Raw genomic sequence first — 17,792 nt, 5'->3', positions numbered from 1 at the left:
CTCAGTTGTTGTCGCTCAGAACGGGCACGGCACAAAAGCTGTCAATGACATCTGGCCGCCCATCGCCAACGAAATCTTAATGTAAATCAAGCGTAATCCCGACCGTTAAAATCGTGCGTATGGGTTTGGGGTTGCGCATGCCGGAATATTCCACCTTCATCCGGTCGATCCGGATTCGTTACTTTTCGGGATTGCTCGTTTTCGCGCTGGCCTCGGCCGCCGTCATGTTCGCGCTCAACCGCGTGAATTCATACCGCCACGAAGTCGACGCTCTCAGCGGCAATTTCGTCATCTTCTCCCGCGATCTGCGCAACGCCACCAATTTCGCCGAAACGACGGGAACGGCCTGGCGGGCCGAGACCCGCAATGCGCTGGCCGCCGCCGCGCGCGGCCATTCCGAACGGTTGATGGGCGAGATCGGGACACTGAACGCGCAGCTTGCCGCGATCAGGCCGCGCCTGTCGAACAACACCCTCAACGCGCTGGAATCGGCTTCGGTGAACGGCGATCTGTTCTGGTCGGCGCGCGACATGGTGCGCAATTTCAACCTGATGTCGGTGGCCCAGAAAGTCGACGAATGGAGCTATCGCGAGATCCGCAACCAGAACGACCTTTTCGCCCAACCGATGCTGGTGCGCGTGCGCACCGCGCTCGATGACGAGCGGCATCTCGCCGACGCTTCCAACGACCGGCTGTTGTTGTGGGCAAGCGGCCTGCTGGTCGCCGTGATCGGCGTCGCCGCGGTTCTGATCTTCCGGCCGATGGAGAACGCGATCCGCCGCGCCTTCGCCGAAACCGCCGCGTCGCTGTACAAGGCGGAGGCCGCCGACCGCGCCAAGTCGGAATTCCTCGCCAATATGAGCCATGAGATCCGCACGCCGATGAACGGCGTGCTCGGCATGGCCGAGCTTCTCGCCAAGACCGAGCTGACGCCACGCCAGAAGACCTTCACCGACGTCATAGTCAAGTCCGGCAACGCGCTGCTCACTATCATCAACGACATCCTCGATTTCTCGAAGATCAATGCCGGCCAGCTGACGCTCGACCCTGCCCCCTTCCGCCTGGCCGAAGCGGTCGAAGACGTGGCCACTTTGGTTTCGGCCCGCGTTGCCGAAAAGAACCTCGAACTCATCGTTCGCGTCGATCCGCGCCTGCCGGCCTTCGTCGTCGGCGACGCCGGACGCTTCCGCCAGATCGTCACCAACCTGCTCGGCAACGCGGTGAAGTTCACCGAGAAGGGGCATGTGCTGATCGATGTCGGCGGCGATCTCGTCGACGGCGTGGTCCAGCTCAAGGTCCGCGTCGAGGACACCGGCATCGGCATCCCCGCCGAAAAACTGCAAAGCGTGTTCGAGAAATTCGCCCAGGTCGACGGCTCGTCCACCCGCCGCCACGAGGGCACCGGCCTCGGCCTCGCCATCTCCGCCCGCCTCGTCGATCTGATGAGCGGCAAGATCGGCGTCGAAAGCGAGATCGGCCGCGGCTCGGTCTTCTGGTTCGCCGTACCGCTGCCGGCGCATCAACAGAATTCGCGCGACGAGATCGTGCCGGTCGACGTCACCGGCGCGCGGGTGCTCGTCATCGACGACAATCCCGTCAACCGCGAGATCCTGCTGGAGCAGCTGCGGAGCTGGAGCTTCGACTGCGCCGCGGCCGAAAGCGGCGCCGTCGGCCTCGCCTTCCTCGACCGTGCCTGCCAGCTCGGCGCCTCGGTCGACTGCATCATCCTCGACTATCAGATGCCCGGTATGAACGGCGCCGATGTCGCGAGAGCCATTGCCGCCGACAACCGCCTTTCTTCCATTCCGGTCGTGCTGCTGACCTCGGTCGACCAGGTCGATTTCGGCAGGATGGTGATCGATTTCGGCATCGTCGCGCATCTCACCAAGCCGGCGCGTTCGGCGGTGCTGCTCGGCACCGTGATCTCCGCCATCCAGAAGGCGCGCACGCAAGGCGCCAAGGCGCAGTTCGTTCGCGAGCCGGTCGCCGCCCAGCCGGCACCTCCCGCCTTCACCGTCATCCGCGGCCCGGCTGTTCCCGTGCCCGCGGCGCCGGAATCGACCGCCACGCCGAGCGGCCCGATCGATATCCTGATCGCCGAGGACAATGACGTGAACCAGCTGGTCTTCGGCCAGATCCTCAACGGCCTTGGCTTGAGCTACCGCATCGCCGGCAATGGCCGCACCGCGGTCGAGATGTACCGCTCGTTGCGGCCGCGGCTGGTGCTGATGGACGTGTCCATGCCGGAGCTGAACGGCTATGAGGCGACGCGCGCCATCCGCGCCATCGAAGAGCAGAACGGCAGCCATACGCCGATCATCGGCGTCACCGCGCACGCGCTGAAGGGCGATCGCGAAAAATGCATCGAAGCCGGCATGGACGACTACCTGCCGAAGCCGGTCTCGCCCGACCGCCTCGGCGCCAAGATCGGCACGTGGCTCAGCGAAACGGTGGCGGCGAAGACGGCGTGAGGCTGGGTAGCGAGTGACGCCATCGGCCACCGCCGAGTTCCTTCGCGCCCCCTCTGCCCTGCCGGGCATCTCCCCCACAAGGGGGGAGATCGGCAGTTTCGGCGCCTCGCTCAGTCCTGCACCATTGGAGATTGGCGAAAGCAGAGGTGACGGCCGATCTCCCCCCTTGTGGGGGAGATGTCCGGCAGGACAGAGGGGGCGCTGTCCCGCCGACATCTCCAATTTCGTTGCGATGCGTAAAGCTACCGGTTGCGCAGCACCACGCACGCCCCGCCGACGCTTTGCAACTTATTGCAAATGCCGTTGGCCTCGGCGCGCGAGTCGGCGCCGATCCTGACCGCATAGATGCCGCGCCGGCCGATCGGCGTGCGCACGCGGCTCACCACCGGATCATGGCTGGCCAGCAGGGCCGGGAACCGCCCACGCACCCTCAGCCATTGGCCGATTGCGGCGGACCGGCGGAAATTGCCGGCCACCTGCACGCCCCACGGCTTGACGTTGATCGAGGCCATGGCGACCGTCCGCGACATGATCACCGGCAGCCGGCGGCAGGCGACAGCGAAGCTCGTCTTCGGATCGATCGGCTGGATGGCGCCGGCGTAAGCGGCGTCGGAAAACTTGTCGACCGGCTCGCCCATGACGTCGAAGACATAGCTTTCCGTCTCCATCGGCAGGAAGCCGCCGGAGGAGAGCCAACGCGACACCCGGTTCTCGCCGGCATTGTAGGCGGCCGCGGCGAGGCCGAGATTGCCGTAGCCCGCCTTCATCTCGGCAAGATATTTCGCCGACGCCGGAATGGCCTGCTCGATGTCGAAGGGATCGGCAAGCCCGCGTAGCTTGGCCGTGCCCGGCATGAACTGCGCGATACCTTCGGCGCCCACCGGACTGACCGCATTGGGGTCGAAGCGGCTCTCCTTCCAGATCAGCCGGGCGAAAAAATCCTTGGGCAGGCGGTGTTGCTCGGCCTGGGTCTCGATCAAGTCGCAGACGCGGGAAATCAGCCGTTTGGCGGCCGATTGCGGCGGATCGGCCAGCGCATGGCCGGCCGAGTTCAGCCCTAAAAACAGGAAAAGCGTCGCCTTCAACAAACGACGCATGGGCTCATTCCGCGGCGGCTTTGCCGTGTCCGTACCGCTGCTCGATATAGTCGGCGACCATTTTCTCGAAATCCTGTGCGATCGAAGGACCGCGCAGCGTCGCCGCCTTCTTGCCGTCGATGAACACCGGCGCCGTCGGCGTCTCGCCGGTGCCAGGCAAAGAGATGCCGATATCGGCATGCTTGGATTCGCCCGGGCCATTGACGATGCAGCCCATCACAGCGACCTTGAGGTTCTCGACGCCGGGATATTTTTCGCGCCACACCGGCATGTTCTTGCGGATGTCGGCCTGAATGCTCTGGGCCAGCTCCTGGAACACGGTGGACGTCGTGCGGCCGCAGCCGGGGCAAGCCGCGACGATCGGCACGAACTGCCGGAAGCCCATCGTCTGCAAAAGTTCCTGCGAGACCTGCACCTCGCGCGTGCGGTCGCCGTTCGGCTCGGGCGTCAGCGAGATGCGGATGGTGTCGCCGATGCCTTGCTGCAAGAGGATGCCCATTGCAGCGGAAGAGGCGACGATGCCTTTCGTGCCCATCCCGGCTTCGGTCAGGCCAAGATGCAGCGCATGGTCGGAGCGCGTGGCCAGCGCGGTATAGACGGCGATCAGGTCCTGCACGCCGCTGACCTTGGCCGACAGGATGATCTTGTCGCGGCCAAGCCCGATCTCTTCCGCCATCTCGGCCGACAGGATCGCCGACTGCACGATCGCCTCGCGGGTGACTTCCTGCGCGGTGAGCGGCGAGCCCCGGGCCTGGTTCTCGTCCATCAGCCGGGTCAGAAGCTCCTGGTCGAGCGAGCCCCAGTTGACGCCGATGCGCACCGGCTTGTCGTACCTGATCGCCATCTCGACGATCGCGGCGAACTGGCGGTCCTTCTTCTCCTTGAAGCCGACATTGCCGGGATTGATGCGGTATTTCGCCAGCGCCTCGGCGCAGGCCGGGTGATCGGCGAGCAGCTTGTGGCCGATATAGTGAAAATCGCCGACCAGCGGCACGTTGACGCCGAGCCTGGCCAGCCTCTCATGAATGCGCGGCACGGCGGCAGCGCTCTCGTCGCGATCGACGGTGATACGCACGATCTCCGAGCCGGCGCGATTGAGCGCCGCGACCTGGGCGACGGTCTGGTCGACATCGGCGGTGTCGGTGTTGGTCATCGACTGCACGACGACCGGCGCGCCGCCGCCGACCGTCACGCCGCCGACGTCGACGCCGACCGATGCCCGGCGCGGGAAAGGAGAAGAAAAATATCCGGTCATGCCGGCCGCCTTCATCTGGAAGTTCCGGGCATGAGGTGGCGGAGCAAAGATGGCTTGTCAATGGCAAGTGACAGCCACGGTCCGCAAATCGGCCGCGCTTGATCGGCGGCCGTGCGGCTCAATCGACCACATCGGGCTGTGAGAGGCGCCCGGTAATTTCAGCGTAAGACACCGGGCCGGTGGCATTTCTTGCCACCGGTGGGTTGCACCACGACGGGTGCGGTGATGTTGCCTAGAGGAGCTTCAGTGTGCCGTCGGTTTCGCCTTCAGCTTTTCAATCTCGTCCTTGATTGCCAACTTGCGCCGCTTGAGATTGGCGATCTCGAGGTCGTCTACCGAAGGATGCGTCATCGCATCGGTAATTTCGCGCTCGATGTCGCCGTGCTTCCGCTGCAGCTCATCAAGATGGGATGCAAGAGACATGATTGGTTCTCCCTTTCATGGTTTCCTCGATTGCAGCCGTCGCACACACGTTCCACCGCAGGTCGCAACTGTGACGGCACAATGACAGTTTGCCACCAACCAATCTCGATGTCGAATGCCGCGTGGTAGCATTCCACGACAATGTGAAATGTGATATCAGCGGCGCGCCGGTGACAAGACCGACAAGTCACAAACCCCACCGGCCCCGCCCAAAGGCCCATCCCTGGGCGACGCATACGCAGACGGTAGATAATGTCCGAACAGGAACAGGCTGAGATACGCCTAGAATATTCCCGGCTCAAACAGGAACACGCCGATTTCGACGCCGCCATCAATGCGATGATCGCCATGGGTTGCGACCCGCTGCAGATCCAGCGCATGAAGAAGAAGAAGCTTCTGCTGAAGGACCGGCTGATGGCGCTCGAAGACCGCATCATCCCCGACATCATCGCCTGACCGGCAGCTTTCCTTCGCTACGAGATCGAGAGCTTTGCCGCGCGTTCGCGCAGCAGCGCGACCAGTTCGGCTGTCCGCTCCTCCGACGTGTCGATAGGGACCACCAGGCACATCGTCGCCTCGACCTTGCCAGGCGCTGAGAAGACCGGCGCCGCCAGGCATTTGGTGTAGGCGTCGACAAGGCCCGACGTCACGCAATAGCCGGTGACGCGGGCCTTTCCGATGTCTTCGATGAAGTCGTCGAGCTCGATCTTGCGGCCGTCCGGCAGTACGAGATCCTCCTCGGAGATCATGGCTTCGATCCGATTGCGTTCGAGGCCGGCGAGCAGCAGCCGGCCGGAAGCTGTCCAGGGCAGCGGTATCTGCAGGCCGGTGGCGGAGCTGATCCGGAACGGTCGGGTGCCCGGGCTTGAATGGACGATCGTGTAGCGGCCGCTCTGCAGCATGCACAGCTCCGAGGTCTCGCCCGTCTCGCGCGACAGCATGTCGACCTCCTGCCGTCCGCGCCGCAACAGGTCGTTGCCGCGCATATAGGCCATTCCATAGAGGTAGAGCTTCTTGCCGAAATAGACGCGATTGCCGTCGCCGGCCATCTCCAGCAGGCCGGCATCGACCAGCTCGCGCACCAGCGTGTAGGTCGTCGAGCGCGGGGCGTTGAGCCCCTTGGCCAACTCGCCGATGCCGATCGCGCGCTGCGTGGCATGCAGGAACTCCAGAATGTGCAGCACGCGGTTGAGGCCCTTTTCGCGCGAGTTCGCGGGCTTCTCTTCGTCCGTGCCAACAGCTGGCCACTCGCTCAGCGTTTCGCCGTCTTGCATTGTCGATTCCTAATGCTAGTATCTGTCTTGTACAGGATACATGCGTCTCTTATAAGAGACAACACCTATCGACCATCGGCGCATGCATCGCTGCTTCATTGGGGAATAACCATCAAAGGAGGTCGCCGTGAACGACACATCCGGCAGACGTGATTTTCTGAAATTGGGAATGGCAGGATTGGCCACCGCCGGCGCGCTCACCGCAGTCAGCGCCGAGAAGGCGGCCGCGCAGGCTGCATCCGACAGCGTGCTGCGCACCGCGCTCGACCGCGGCAAGCTGATCGTCGGCACCGGCAGCACCAATGCGCCCTGGCATTTCGAGAACGATGCCGGCGAGCTGGTCGGCATGGACATCACCATGGGCCGCATCCTCGCCAAGGGTCTTTTCGACGATCCGACCAAGGTTGAGTTCGTCATGCAGGATCCGGCACAGCGCATCCCGAACGTCACCACCAACAAGGTCGACATCACCATCCAGTTCATGACCATGACCGCGCAGCGCTCGCAGCTGATCCACTTCTCGCGGCCATACTATGTCGAAGGCGTTGCGCTGCTGACGCTGCCCGGCTCCGAGAACAAGACCTTCGACAAGCTGCTTGCGGCGGGTTCGGCCACACGTATCTCGATCCTGCAGAATGTCGATGCCGAAAACTCGGTGCATTTTGCCCTGCCGCAGGCGCAGGTGATGCAGATCGACACCCAGGCCAACGTCTTGCAGGCGCTGGAATCCAAGCGCGTCGACGCCGCCGCGGTCGACCTCTCTACCGTGCGCTGGCTCGCCTCGCGCAATCCCGACAAATATTTCGATGCCGGCAAGAGCTGGTATTCGATGCTTTACGGCGCGGCAGTCCGCCAGGGCGATCTCGACTGGCTGACCTATGTCAACCAGACCTTCACCATCGCCATGTTCGGCCATGAAACGGCGCTCTACGATGCGGCCTTCAAGGAGTATTTCGGTCAGGAGCCGCCGCCGCGTCACCCGGGCTTCCCGGTGATCTGACAAAGCCCATCTGACACAGCCGGCGGAAGGGTGCCGAAAGCATCCTTTCGCTGTTACTCCTCGACAAGGCTGCCGCGGCGGCGAATCCTTAGGCTCGTCACTGGGCCATTGAGACGGACGCATGGGCTACACGCTCAATTTCAACCTGATCTGGCGGCATTTCGACAAGCTTTCGGGCGGGCTGCTGCTCAGCCTCGAGCTTGCCTTGATCTCGATCACCATCGGCATCGTCATCGGCCTGGTGCTGGCGGTCTGGTACGTCTCGGCCGGGCGCGTCGTGCGCGCCATCATCGCGGCTTACGTCGAATTCATCCGCAACGTGCCGCTGATCCTGCTGGTCTATCTGGTCTTCTACGGCCTGCCGACCGTCGTCGATCTCGCCTACAGCGCGCAGACCTCATTCGTTGCGACCCTTGCGCTCTACAGCGGCGCCTATCTGGTCGAGGTGTTTCGCTCTGGTCTCGAGGCCGTGCCGCGCGGCCAGATCGACGCCGGCAAGGCGATCGGCCTGACGCCCTGGCAGCGGCTTATCCATGTGCGCCTGCCAACGATGATGCGCATCACGCTGCCGGCGCTCTCCAACACCTTCATCTCGCTGTTCAAGGACACGTCCGTCGCGTCCGTCATCTCGGTGCCCGAGCTGACCTATGGCGCGCAGTGGATCAACTTCAACACTTTCCGCATCGTCGAGGTCTATCTCGTGGTGACGGCGATGTATCTGGTGACGGGCTACGCCCTGCTCTTCGCGCTGCGGCTTGTCGAGCGCTGGTACAGGACGGCGCGCTGATGCTGAGCCAGATCGCCTATGCCCTGCCGTTCCTCGCCGAAGGCTTCGCGCTGACGCTCTGGGTGTCCTTGCTGGTTGTGGTGCTGTCGCTGATTGCCGGTGTCATCCTCGGCGTCGGCCTCGTCTACGGACCGGCGCCGCTGCGCTGGGCGGTGCGTATCTTCAGCGACACCATTCGCGGCATCCCGATCCTGGTGCTGATCTTCTTCGTTTATTACGGCCTGCCGGCGGTCGGCGTGCATCTCCAGTCCTTCTGGGCCGCGGTGCTGGCGCTCACTCTGTTCAAGACCGCGCAGGTCGTCGAATATCTGCGCGGGGCGGTCGCTTCCATTCCAAAGGGACAGTCGGAAGCGGCGATGGCGATCGGCCTGACCTTCCGCCAGCGGCTCGCCTACGTCATCTTCCCGCAGGCCTTCCGCCGCTTCCTGCCGCCCTGGATCAACGGCGTCACCGACGCGGTGAAAGGCAGCGCGCTGGTTTCGCTGCTCGGCATCACCGATCTGATGCAGGCCATCAACCAGGTCATCGGCCGCACTTATGAGGCGATGCCGCTCTATATCCTCGGCGCCCTCCTCTATTTCGCCGTCAACTACGCGCTTTCTTACGCCAGCCGCCGGCTGGAGCAGCGCTTTGCCTTCATCCGGGAATAGCACGATGGCCACCAGTTCGAACAACAGCCCAGCGCTTCTCGACATTTCCGAGGTCTCGAAATCCTTCGGCTCCGTCGAGGTGCTGCGTTCGGTCAGCCTCAAGGTGGCGAAGGGCGAGGTCGTCACCGTCATCGGCCCGTCCGGCAGCGGCAAGACTACGCTGCTGCGCTGCGTCAACTTCCTCGAAAGCTATGACAGCGGTTCCATCCGCATCGACGGCAAGGAGGTCGGTTTTCGCGACGGCGGCACGCGCCTGCAGCGCAGCGAGCGCGACTTGGCCAGCATGCGCGCCGAGACCGGCATGGTGTTCCAGAGCTTCAACCTGTTCCCACATCTGACGGCGGCCGGCAACATCATGCTTGGCCTCACCAAGGTGCGCGGCAAGAGCAATTCGGAAGCGCGTTCGATCGCCGAACACTGGCTGGGACGCGTCGGCCTCGCCCACAAGGCCGACAGCCTTCCCGCCGAATTGTCCGGCGGCCAGCAGCAGCGCGTCGGCATTGCCCGCGCCGTTGCCATGGAACCGAAGATCCTGCTGCTCGACGAGATCACCTCGGCGCTCGATCCCGAACTCGTCGGCGAAGTGCTGGCCGTGGTGAAGAGCCTGGCCGAAGACGGCATGACGATGGTGATGGTCACGCATGAAATGGCCTTCGCCCGCGATGCGTCCAGCCGCATCGTTTTCATGGCCGATGGCGGCGTCAGCGCCGTAGGGCCGCCGAAAGAGGTTCTCGCCGCGGAGACCACCAACGAACGCCTCCGCACCTTTCTGGCGCGCTTCCGCGCCTCGCATTTTTGAAATCGGATGGCATAAAGCCATCCAAGGAGCACTCTTCCATGACGCCTTATACCCGGCTCGCCGAACTCGGCCTGACGCTGCCCGAGCCGCCGACGCCCATCGCCAACTTCGTCACCCATGCCGAGAGCGGCCGGCTGATCTTCCTGTCCGGGCAAGGGCCGCTGCGCGCCGACGGCACGCTTTGCACGGGTAAGGTCGGCGAGGACGTAACCGTCGAGCAGGCCTATGAGCATGCCCGCCTCACCGGCCTCAACCTGCTTGCCGTCATGCATGCGGCGGCGGGCGACCTCGGCCGTATCGTGCGCGTCGTCAAGCTGCTCGGCTTCGTCAACGCGACGCCGACCTTCAGCGACCATCCCAAAGTGGTCAACGGCTGCTCCGACCTCTTCGCCGACGTCTTCGACAAGATCGGCGGCCATGCGCGCTCGGCGATCGGCGTCGGCTCGCTGCCTGGAAACATCACCGTCGAAATCGAAGCGGTCGTCGAGATCGCCGCCTGACTTTCATGGAGTCCACTCAAATGAAGACCTATTCCGACACCGGCTCCAACACCACGATCCGCGAGCGGCTGGGGCTGAGGCCGATCATCAACGTCTCCGGCACGATGACATCGCTTGGCGCTTCGATCATCGTTCCCGAGGCGATCAGCGCGATGACCGAGATCGCCTCGCAATGGGTGGAGATGGACGATTTGCAGCGCGCTGCGAGCGCGGTCGTGGCGCGCCTGACCGGCGGCGAGGCGGGCTTCATCACCGCCTGCTGCGCCTCAGGCATCACCATGGCGATTGCCGGCGCGATGACCGGAACGAACCTTTTGGCGATCGAACGCCTGCCGGACGACACCGAAGGGCTGAAGTCCGAGGTTGTCATCCAGCTCGGCCATATCGTCAATTACGGCGCGCCGATCGACCAGTCGATCCGCGTCGCCGGCGCCAAGGTGATCCCAGCCGGCACCGTCAGCGTCACGCAGGATTATCACGTACGCGAGGCGATCAACGAGCGCACGGCGGCAGCGCTCTACGTCGTCGCGCATCACACCGTGCAGTACGGCATGCTTTCGCTGGAGGAATTCTGCGAGATTTGTCACGCCAAAAACATTCCGGTGATCGTCGACGCCGCCTCTGAATACGATTTGCGGAGCTTTCTCGCGCGCGGCGCCGACATCGTCGTCTACAGCGGCCATAAATTCCTTAGCGGCCCGACCAGCGGCATCGTCACCGGCCGCAAGGACCTGGTGCGTGCCGCCTATCTGCAGAACCGCGGCGTCGCCCGCGCCATGAAGGTCGGCAAGGAAAGCATCGCCGGCACCATGGCGGCGCTGGACGCCTGGGAGAAGCGCGACCATGCCGGCATACGCAAGCGCGAGGAAGCGGCGCTCAATCTGTGGAAGGAAGCGCTGCAGGCCATTCCCGGCATCGGCGCCCAGATCATCCCCGATCCGACGACCAATCCGCTCGATCGGCTGCAGGTCTTCGTGCGCCCGGAAAGCCGTTTCACCGCCGCCGGCCTCGCCTCGGCTTTAGCCGCCGGCTCGCCGCCCGTCATCGTGCGCAACCACGAGGTCGAGCGCGGCCATTTCTTCCTCGACCCGTGCAACCTCCATCCCGGCGAGGCGGAGATCGTGGTCGAGCAACTGCGCGCCGTGCTGACCGCAAAGGAGCGGCCGGCCGACGCCATGAAAGCGGCGCGGAAGGATTCAGCCGGCGCGCTGCGCTGGCCGGACTAGCACCCGCCTGCAACTACTTCGACAGTGCAGCCATCCTGCCTGCGAGGAAATCAACGAACAGGCGGGCCCTGACCGGCAGTTGTCGCCCGAACGCATGCACGATATGGACTGGCATGGTCGGCATCGCCGCCCCGGGCAGGATGCGAACCAGGCGACCGGCATCGAGATCATCCTGCACCGCAAACTGCATCAGATGAGCGATGCCGGCTCCGGCAAGCGCCGCCTGCCGGATGGCGCCACCGTCGTCGGTGTCGAAGCGCCCGTTCGGCACGACTTGTGTGCCATTCGCGAAAGTGACGGGATAGGGCCGCCCTGCCATCTGGTGGCGGATGAAGTGGTGATCCTGCAGTCCATCGATCGAGGCTGGCTGACCCAGCCGCTCGATATAGACGGGCGCGGCGACCAGCACGATCGGCAGATTGGCGATCTTGCGGGCGACGAGACCGGTGTCGGACAGGTCGCCTATTCGCACCGCCATGTCGTAGCCCTCACGGATCAGGTCGGCATGGCGGTCGGTGACGCTGAGCTCCAGTTTCAGCTCGCTATGTTGCGATAGAAAGTGCTGCGCCCATGAGGCGATCAGGCCGCGCCCGAGCTCGACGGGTGCGGTGACTCGCAGCAGGCCCCGCGCCGTATCGGCCATCTGGACGATATCTTCGGCGTCGTCGAGCGCCCTCAGCAGCGGCGCGACCCGCTCGTAATAGGCAATGCCTTCGCTGGTCAGGCCGAGGCGGCGCGTCGAGCGTTGGACCAATCGCACGCCCAGCCGCCGTTCCAGCCGCGCCACGCTTTTCGATACCGCCGACGGGCTGGAGCCGAGCAGTCGGCTGGCAGCGTGAAACGAACCGGCATCGACTGTGCGCACGAAGGCGACAAGACCGGCAGTCTTTTCGAGGATTGTCGTCATTCCAGAATTCCAGGCATGAAAGAAATGATCAGGCTGATCCTAATACGCCTTCCGATCATCACCAGATACGGCTCATCATCAACACAAGGAGAGATTTGATGAGCAGACTGGCCGAAAAGGTCGCGATCGTCACCGGCGCATCGAAAGGCATCGGCGCCGCCATCGCCAGAGGATTGGCGGCAGCCGGCGCTGCCGTGGTCGTCAACTACGCCACTTCCAAGGAAGGTGCTGACCGCATCGTTGCCGAGATCAAGGAAGGCGGCGGCCGGGCGATGGCCATCCAGGGCGACGTCTCGCTGGGTGACGACATGCGCCGCCTCTTTGAGGCGGCGAAGTCGGCGTTCGGCACCATCGACATCCTAGTCAACAATGCAGGCGTGTTCGAGTTCCAGCCGCTGGAAGCCGTAACCGAGGCCGAGTTCCACCGCCAGTTTGACACCAATGTGCTGGGTACGATCCTGACCATCCAGGAAGCGGCGAAACATTTCGGCCCAGCGGGCGGCAGTGTCATCAACATCAGCTCGATAGCCAGCCTGAACCCGCAACCCAATTCGCTCATCTATGCCGCAACCAAGAGTGCGGTGGATTCGATCACGCTGTCGATGTCCCGGGAACTCGGAGCTCGCAACATCCGCGTCAACGCAATCGCTCCGGGTGGCGTCGACACCGAGGGGCTGAAACGGGTTGGCGTCGTGGGCAGCGAGTTCGAAAAGGAAATTATTGCGAAGACCCCGCTCGGCCGTTTCGGCCAGCCCGATGATGTCGCCCGAGTTGCGGTCTTTCTCGCTTCCGATGATGCGTCGTGGCTGACCGGCGAGCGCATTGCCGCCTCTGGTGGCTGGCGATAGGCGTCAGCCGGAGCATCGATCGCGCCCAAACGCGTCCGAATCCTTGCGGCTGTCGGTGAATTCCGCTATGGCGCGCCTTTGCCGCCGGGAGCGAAACCTTGACCGATCAGCGTGCCGACGTCGCCATCATCATGGGCAGCCAGTCCGACTGGGCGACGATGCGCCAGGCGGCCGAAACGCTGGACGCGCTGGGCATTCCGCACAGGCGGCTGATCGTTTCCGCGCACCGCACGCCAGACCGTCTCTATGAATTCGCCAAGGGCGCCAAAGCTGCCGGCTACAAGGTGATCATCGCCGGCGCCGGCGGCGCGGCGCACCTGCCCGGCATGACGGCGGCGATGACGCCGCTGCCGGTCTTCGGCGTTCCAGTCGAATCCAAGGCGCTGTCCGGCCAGGATTCGCTGCTCTCCATCGTGCAGATGCCGGCCGGCATTCCGGTCGGCACTTTGGCGATCGGCAAGGCGGGCGCGGCCAACGCGGCGCTTCTCGCCGCGGCGGTGCTCGCGCTCAACGACGAAAAACTCGCCGCCAGGCTCGACGCCTGGCGCGCCGCCCAGACCGCCAAGGTCGCCGCCGAGCCGGCGGACACGCCGTGAATCTCGCTCCGGGATCGGCTATCGGCATCATCGGCGGCGGCCAGCTCGGCCGCATGCTGGCGATGGCCGCCGCCCGCCTCGGCTACCGTACCATCGTGCTGGAGCCGCAGGCCAATTGCCCGGCGGCGCAGGTCGCCAACCGGCAGATTATCGCCGCCTATGATGATCCGACGGCGCTTGCCGAATTGGCCGCCGCCAGCGCCGTCGTCACCTATGAGTTCGAAAACGTCCCGGTTGCGGCGGCCGAGACGCTCGCCGCGCGCGTTCCCGTCTATCCGCCCGCCCGCGCGCTCGAGGTCGCGCAGGATCGCGTGACCGAAAAAAGCTTCCTGAACGGCATCGGTATTCCGACGGCGCAATTCTGCCCCATCGACAATGACGACCAGCTGACCGCGGCGCTGAAGAAGTTCAACGGCAGCGGCGTTTTGAAGACGCGCCGCCTGGGCTATGACGGCAAGGGCCAGCGCGTCTTCCGCAATATGGAAACCGGCGGCTTTGCCGGCACCTGCGAGGCGATGGGCAATGTGCCGTTGATTCTCGAATCGCTGGTCGCCTTCGAGCGCGAGATTTCGGTGATTGCCGCGCGAGGGCTTGACGGAAGCATCGCCGCCTACGATCCAGCGGAGAACGTCCACCGCGAAGGCATCCTGCGAACGTCGACATTGCCGGCCGGCATCGGTCCGGAAACCGCCTCGGCGGCGAAAGAAGCGGCAGCCAAAATCGTCTCGGCGCTCGACTATGTCGGCGTCATCGGCGTCGAGTTCTTTGTCCTCGCCGACGGTTCTGTGCTGGCCAATGAGCTGGCGCCGCGCGTCCACAATTCCGGTCACTGGACGGAAGCCGCCTGCGTCGTCTCGCAGTTCGAGCAGCACATCCGCGCCGTCGCCGGCCTGCCGCTGGGCTCACCGGCGCGGCATTCCGATTGCGTGATGGAAAACCTGATCGGCGACGATATGCAGAAGGTGCCGGCGCTGCTCGCCGAGCCCGACGTGATGCTGCATCTTTACGGCAAGGCCGAGTCGCGCCCCGGCCGCAAGATGGGCCATTTCACGCGGGTCAGCCCATTCCGCTGACTCTGGCGATCACTGCATATCCTGGTCTTCGCCTTCATCCGGGCTGGCGCAGCTGGGATCGCCGTCCTGGCAATTGGGGCCTGAGGTGAGCTGTTTTGTGCGCTGGTTGGTGATCTCCGTCAGGCACTCCGAGACCTCCATCGGATGGATGGAGCCGCCCTCGCTGTCGGCGGTCGAATAGGCGCATTCGGCATCGCGGAAGGCGATCCAGGCGCGTTGCGCCGTTTGCAGCAGCTTGTTGGCCTTCTCGTCATTGCCGCCGACGATCTCCTTGTAGGCGGCGTTGAGCTTGGCGTCGGCTGCCTCATAGTCGGTGTTGGCGCAGATGGTCATCATCGACTGGCTGTCGTCATTGCGGTCGCATTCTTGTCCCCAAGCGGCCGGAATGGTTGCCAGCAGGACGAGGCCGGCTGACAGAAAAAGACGGCGCATGCTGGATCTCCAATCGCTTTGCGTCGTGCCAGCATTCCAGCCTACCTTGAGTCGCGCAATGCGGCGCGATCCGGATGGCGAATATTTGATGAGCGCGCCGGTTGCGGTATCAGAGTTGCGCCCTTGCGGTTGACAGGGGCAAGGCTCCTCGTTTATGAGCCACGCAAGTTCAAAGGCGCGCTTTTTCCGGGCGCGCCTTTAAAATTCGGCCCGGGACCGGGCCCCGACCGAACAGGCAAGACCATGAAGATCAAGAATTCGCTCAAGGCGCTCAAGGCGCGTCACCGCGACAACCGGCTGGTTCGCCGCAAGGGACGCATCTACATCATCAACAAGACCGCTCCGCGCTATAAGGCGCGCCAGGGCTGACGCTTGCGCGCGGCTTGATGCATGTCGCCCAAAAGTGCCCAGCGGTTTTGGGGGGACGACATGCATCAGACAAAGACGGGCCGCGCCGTTTGATGTTGATTGCCGGTTCGCCGGCCTCTCACGCTAAAATCATTTTGACGATCCGCCGTCCGGCATTAGATTCCGGCGATGCGGATTCTTTTTGCTTCTTTCGCCGCCCTGCTCCTCTTCGGCAAGCCCGTATGGGCTGAGGAGCTTGCCAAGCCGCCCGCCGCGACGCCGCCGCCCGCCATCACACCGCCACCGGCCGCCTCGACCAGGCAGGGACGGCTAGACCAGCTCTTTGGCGATCTCAGACGCGAGCGCAACGAAAAGGCCGCCGAACGCATCGCCGGCCGTATCTGGAATGAGTGGAGCCAGTCCGGCAGCGCCTCGATCGACCTGATGATGCAATGGGCGCAAAAGGCGACGGAAGACCAGAAATTTGACGTCGCGCTCGATTTCCTCGACCAGGTCGTGACCCTGCAGCCCGATTATGCCGAGGGCTGGAACCGCCGCGCCACGGTGCATTTCCTGATGAAGAACTATGGGAAGTCGATGTCGGACATCGACCACACCCTGCAGCTCGAGCCCCGCCATTTCGGCGCCCTTTCCGGCCTGGCGCAGATCATGGCCGAGACCGGCCATAAGCAGTCGGCGCTGGAAGCCTGGCAGAAAGTGCTTACCATCTATCCGATGATGCGCAGCGCCCAGGATCAGGTCTCGACACTGTCGGAAGAGCTGGCAGGTGAGGGCATTTGACTATTTAAGGGAGTAAGGGAGTGGGGCAGAGATTGGCCTGGGAACACCTCATTCCCCTATTCCCCTATTCCCCTATTCCCCTATTCCCCTATTCCCCTATTCCCCTATTCCCCTATTCCCCTATTCGGCATGAACCTGATCTGCGCCGCGCTTCTCTTCATCGTCGCGTTCTTCTTCGCCCTTGCCGGCATCACCCGTGCCGGTGCCTGGCTGATCGAGCGCCGCAACCCGCCGGTAGGCGAATTCGCCGACATCAACGGCGCCCGTATCCATTACGTCCACGTCCCCGCACCTACCGGCGCCGAACTCCCGCCGATCGTCTTCATCCATGGCGCCAGCGCCAACCTCAAGGATCAGATGCTGCCACTGAGACCGTTGCTCGAAGGCCGTGCCGAACTTTTGTTCATTGACCGGCCGGGCTTCGGCTGGTCGGAACGCGGACCGGGCAACAACGAAACGCTGGCGGCGCAGGCGGACACCATCGCCGCGCTGATGGATCGCCTCGGCATCGCCGGGGCGATTATCGTCGCCCATTCCTTCGGCGGCGCGGTCACCACCGCCTTTGCCCAAAAACATCCGGAACGGACGCTTGGCCTCGTCTTCCTGGCCCCCGTCAGCCATCCCTGGCCGGGCGGCGCGACCGCATGGTATTACAAGCTGACGGCCACTCCGATCATCGGCTGGCTGTTTTCGGAGACGGCGGCCTATCCCGCCGGCATGCTGCAGCTTGGCGGCGCCACAGCCTGCGTCTTCTCACCGAACAAGGTGCCGGTCGGCTATGTCGAGAACACCTCGATCCCGCTGGTGCTGAGGCCGCGCTCCTTCCGCGCCAATGCCCGGGATGTGGCCCAGCTCTACGACTATGTCCGCGCGGCCTCGCCCGGCTACCGTGAAATCAACGTGCCGACGGTCGTCATCTCCGGCGATCGCGACAAGGTTGTCTACGCCACGATCCATTCCATCGGCCTCGAACGCGACATTCCCGGCGCCGAATTGGTCTGGGTCCGCAACCTCGGCCACAAGCCTGACTGGATCGCACCCGACCTTGTCATCGGCGCGATCGAGAAGGCCGCCGGTGCGGCAGCTGATTTGCAGGCTATGGCGAGAGCCGTGGAAAGCCGCATCGCCTCGGATGCCTACAACGACGGAAAATGCCCTGACATCAAAGTGCCCGACGCCGAACTCGCGCCGACCTGATACGTTTGCATTGCCGTCGCCAAACGACCTCTGGTCAGCGCTGCACCGACCTTGAAAGATCTTCATGCGGTGATCGCGGCGGGGGTTCTTTGGGGATCCTAGTAATTG

Annotated in this window: 20 protein-coding genes; 14 read left to right on the top strand and 6 right to left on the bottom strand. The window is 63.9% G+C overall.

Annotation, left to right across the window (positions count from 1 at the left end):
• The first annotated feature begins 137 nt into the window (after window positions 1-137).
• Complete coding sequence (locus RFM40_RS04225; RefSeq protein WP_320277178.1) at window positions 138-2,471, top strand: response regulator; 2,334 nt, start codon at window positions 138-140, stop codon at window positions 2,469-2,471.
• A 242-nt stretch (window positions 2,472-2,713) separates the two neighbouring features.
• Here RFM40_RS04225 and RFM40_RS04220 read toward each other — a convergent pair whose 3' ends face one another.
• The 3 genes from RFM40_RS04220 to RFM40_RS04210 all read right to left on the bottom strand — a co-directional run bounded on the left by RFM40_RS04220 (window position 2,714) and on the right by RFM40_RS04210 (window position 5,246).
• On the bottom strand, window positions 2,714-3,568 hold the full coding sequence (locus RFM40_RS04220; protein ID WP_320277177.1) for a lytic transglycosylase domain-containing protein: 855 nt from the start codon (window positions 3,566-3,568) through the stop codon (window positions 2,714-2,716).
• Window positions 3,569-3,572: 4 nt separating this feature from the next.
• Window positions 3,573-4,823, bottom strand: coding sequence for a flavodoxin-dependent (E)-4-hydroxy-3-methylbut-2-enyl-diphosphate synthase (gene ispG / locus RFM40_RS04215; RefSeq protein WP_320277176.1), 1,251 nt, complete (start codon window positions 4,821-4,823; stop codon window positions 3,573-3,575).
• A 243-nt stretch (window positions 4,824-5,066) separates the two neighbouring features.
• A complete protein-coding gene (locus tag RFM40_RS04210) occupies window positions 5,067-5,246 on the bottom strand; it encodes a YdcH family protein (RefSeq protein ID WP_320223519.1) in 180 nt (59 codons plus the stop codon).
• Between the two features lie 252 nt (window positions 5,247-5,498).
• Here RFM40_RS04210 and RFM40_RS04205 point away from each other — a divergent pair, with 252 nt between their 5' ends.
• Window positions 5,499-5,702 (top strand): YdcH family protein, encoded by a 204-nt coding sequence (locus RFM40_RS04205; protein ID WP_027166663.1) that lies wholly within the window; start codon window positions 5,499-5,501, stop codon window positions 5,700-5,702.
• Window positions 5,703-5,719: 17 nt separating this feature from the next.
• On the opposite strand, the gene RFM40_RS04200 is transcribed toward RFM40_RS04205, so the two are convergent.
• A complete protein-coding gene (locus tag RFM40_RS04200; RefSeq protein ID WP_320224705.1) occupies window positions 5,720-6,520 on the bottom strand; it encodes an IclR family transcriptional regulator in 801 nt (266 codons plus the stop codon).
• Window positions 6,521-6,647: 127 nt separating this feature from the next.
• Between RFM40_RS04200 and RFM40_RS04195 the strand changes: the two genes are divergently transcribed.
• The 6 genes from RFM40_RS04195 (at window position 6,648) to RFM40_RS04170 (ending at window position 11,482) form a co-directional block, all read left to right on the top strand.
• Entirely contained in the window at window positions 6,648-7,520 is an 873-nt protein-coding gene (locus RFM40_RS04195; protein ID WP_430691637.1) for a transporter substrate-binding protein, read from the top strand.
• Between the two features lie 121 nt (window positions 7,521-7,641).
• Complete coding sequence (locus RFM40_RS04190; RefSeq protein ID WP_320224706.1) at window positions 7,642-8,307, top strand: amino acid ABC transporter permease; 666 nt, start codon at window positions 7,642-7,644, stop codon at window positions 8,305-8,307.
• A complete protein-coding gene (locus RFM40_RS04185) occupies window positions 8,307-8,957 on the top strand; it encodes an amino acid ABC transporter permease (RefSeq protein WP_126091503.1) in 651 nt (216 codons plus the stop codon). The genes RFM40_RS04190 and RFM40_RS04185 overlap by 1 nt, the downstream gene beginning before the upstream one ends.
• Window positions 8,958-8,961: 4 nt before the next feature.
• Complete coding sequence (locus tag RFM40_RS04180) at window positions 8,962-9,756, top strand: amino acid ABC transporter ATP-binding protein (protein WP_320277175.1); 795 nt, start codon at window positions 8,962-8,964, stop codon at window positions 9,754-9,756.
• A gap of 38 nt (window positions 9,757-9,794) precedes the next feature.
• Complete coding sequence (locus RFM40_RS04175; RefSeq protein ID WP_067001934.1) at window positions 9,795-10,256, top strand: RidA family protein; 462 nt, start codon at window positions 9,795-9,797, stop codon at window positions 10,254-10,256.
• A 20-nt stretch (window positions 10,257-10,276) separates the two neighbouring features.
• Entirely contained in the window at window positions 10,277-11,482 is a 1,206-nt protein-coding gene (locus RFM40_RS04170; protein ID WP_320277174.1) for an aminotransferase class V-fold PLP-dependent enzyme, read from the top strand.
• 13 nt (window positions 11,483-11,495) lie between these two features.
• Here RFM40_RS04170 and RFM40_RS04165 read toward each other — a convergent pair whose 3' ends face one another.
• Window positions 11,496-12,389 (bottom strand): LysR family transcriptional regulator, encoded by an 894-nt coding sequence (locus tag RFM40_RS04165; RefSeq protein ID WP_320224709.1) that lies wholly within the window; start codon window positions 12,387-12,389, stop codon window positions 11,496-11,498.
• A 98-nt stretch (window positions 12,390-12,487) separates the two neighbouring features.
• Here RFM40_RS04165 and RFM40_RS04160 point away from each other — a divergent pair, with 98 nt between their 5' ends.
• From RFM40_RS04160 to RFM40_RS04150, 3 genes are all read left to right on the top strand, one after another.
• Window positions 12,488-13,237: an SDR family NAD(P)-dependent oxidoreductase gene (locus tag RFM40_RS04160; RefSeq protein WP_320277173.1), complete on the top strand. Its 750-nt coding sequence runs from the start codon at window positions 12,488-12,490 to the stop codon at window positions 13,235-13,237.
• A gap of 98 nt (window positions 13,238-13,335) precedes the next feature.
• Window positions 13,336-13,833 (top strand): 5-(carboxyamino)imidazole ribonucleotide mutase, encoded by a 498-nt coding sequence (gene purE / locus RFM40_RS04155; protein WP_320223512.1) that lies wholly within the window; start codon window positions 13,336-13,338, stop codon window positions 13,831-13,833.
• Window positions 13,830-14,906, top strand: coding sequence for a 5-(carboxyamino)imidazole ribonucleotide synthase (locus RFM40_RS04150; RefSeq protein WP_320224711.1), 1,077 nt, complete (start codon window positions 13,830-13,832; stop codon window positions 14,904-14,906). The genes purE and RFM40_RS04150 overlap by 4 nt, the downstream gene beginning before the upstream one ends.
• 9 nt (window positions 14,907-14,915) lie before the next feature.
• On the opposite strand, the gene RFM40_RS04145 is transcribed toward RFM40_RS04150, so the two are convergent.
• On the bottom strand, window positions 14,916-15,338 hold the full coding sequence (locus tag RFM40_RS04145; RefSeq protein ID WP_320277172.1) for a lysozyme inhibitor LprI family protein: 423 nt from the start codon (window positions 15,336-15,338) through the stop codon (window positions 14,916-14,918).
• Between the two features lie 243 nt (window positions 15,339-15,581).
• Between RFM40_RS04145 and ykgO the strand changes: the two genes are divergently transcribed.
• From ykgO to RFM40_RS04130, 3 genes are all read left to right on the top strand, one after another.
• A complete protein-coding gene (ykgO, locus tag RFM40_RS04140) occupies window positions 15,582-15,707 on the top strand; it encodes a type B 50S ribosomal protein L36 (RefSeq protein WP_040974291.1) in 126 nt (41 codons plus the stop codon).
• A 168-nt stretch (window positions 15,708-15,875) separates the two neighbouring features.
• On the top strand, window positions 15,876-16,487 hold the full coding sequence (locus RFM40_RS04135; protein WP_320224713.1) for a hypothetical protein: 612 nt from the start codon (window positions 15,876-15,878) through the stop codon (window positions 16,485-16,487).
• 129 nt (window positions 16,488-16,616) lie between these two features.
• Window positions 16,617-17,684, top strand: coding sequence for an alpha/beta fold hydrolase (locus tag RFM40_RS04130; RefSeq protein WP_320230158.1), 1,068 nt, complete (start codon window positions 16,617-16,619; stop codon window positions 17,682-17,684).
• The last annotated feature ends 108 nt before the right edge of the window (window positions 17,685-17,792 follow it).

Source organism: Mesorhizobium captivum (assembly GCF_033977165.1).
Classification (GTDB): domain Bacteria; phylum Pseudomonadota; class Alphaproteobacteria; order Rhizobiales; family Rhizobiaceae; genus Mesorhizobium; species Mesorhizobium captivum.
This window is presented reverse-complemented; position numbering and strand designations above follow the sequence as displayed.

Bases quoted from the DNA above. Each gene is read 5' to 3' on its own strand.
- RFM40_RS04205 (WP_027166663.1), top strand. From the start codon at position 5,499: ATGTCCGAACAGGAACAGGCTGAGATACGCCTAGAATATTCCCGGCTC.
- RFM40_RS04200 (WP_320224705.1), bottom strand. From the start codon at position 6,520: ATGCAAGACGGCGAAACGCTGAGCGAGTGGCCAGCTGTTGGCACGGAC.
- RFM40_RS04190 (WP_320224706.1), top strand. From the start codon at position 7,642: ATGGGCTACACGCTCAATTTCAACCTGATCTGGCGGCATTTCGACAAG.
- ykgO (WP_040974291.1), top strand. From the start codon at position 15,582: ATGAAGATCAAGAATTCGCTCAAGGCGCTCAAGGCGCGTCACCGCGAC.
- RFM40_RS04225 (WP_320277178.1), top strand. From the start codon at position 138: ATGCCGGAATATTCCACCTTCATCCGGTCGATCCGGATTCGTTACTTT.
- RFM40_RS04165 (WP_320224709.1), bottom strand. From the start codon at position 12,389: ATGACGACAATCCTCGAAAAGACTGCCGGTCTTGTCGCCTTCGTGCGC.
- RFM40_RS04175 (WP_067001934.1), top strand. From the start codon at position 9,795: ATGACGCCTTATACCCGGCTCGCCGAACTCGGCCTGACGCTGCCCGAG.
- RFM40_RS04210 (WP_320223519.1), bottom strand. From the start codon at position 5,246: ATGTCTCTTGCATCCCATCTTGATGAGCTGCAGCGGAAGCACGGCGAC.
- RFM40_RS04185 (WP_126091503.1), top strand. From the start codon at position 8,307: ATGCTGAGCCAGATCGCCTATGCCCTGCCGTTCCTCGCCGAAGGCTTC.
- RFM40_RS04180 (WP_320277175.1), top strand. From the start codon at position 8,962: ATGGCCACCAGTTCGAACAACAGCCCAGCGCTTCTCGACATTTCCGAG.
- RFM40_RS04135 (WP_320224713.1), top strand. From the start codon at position 15,876: ATGCGGATTCTTTTTGCTTCTTTCGCCGCCCTGCTCCTCTTCGGCAAG.
- RFM40_RS04160 (WP_320277173.1), top strand. From the start codon at position 12,488: ATGAGCAGACTGGCCGAAAAGGTCGCGATCGTCACCGGCGCATCGAAA.
- RFM40_RS04220 (WP_320277177.1), bottom strand. From the start codon at position 3,568: ATGCGTCGTTTGTTGAAGGCGACGCTTTTCCTGTTTTTAGGGCTGAAC.
- RFM40_RS04170 (WP_320277174.1), top strand. From the start codon at position 10,277: ATGAAGACCTATTCCGACACCGGCTCCAACACCACGATCCGCGAGCGG.
- RFM40_RS04130 (WP_320230158.1), top strand. From the start codon at position 16,617: ATGAACCTGATCTGCGCCGCGCTTCTCTTCATCGTCGCGTTCTTCTTC.
- RFM40_RS04145 (WP_320277172.1), bottom strand. From the start codon at position 15,338: ATGCGCCGTCTTTTTCTGTCAGCCGGCCTCGTCCTGCTGGCAACCATT.
- ispG (WP_320277176.1), bottom strand. From the start codon at position 4,823: ATGACCGGATATTTTTCTTCTCCTTTCCCGCGCCGGGCATCGGTCGGC.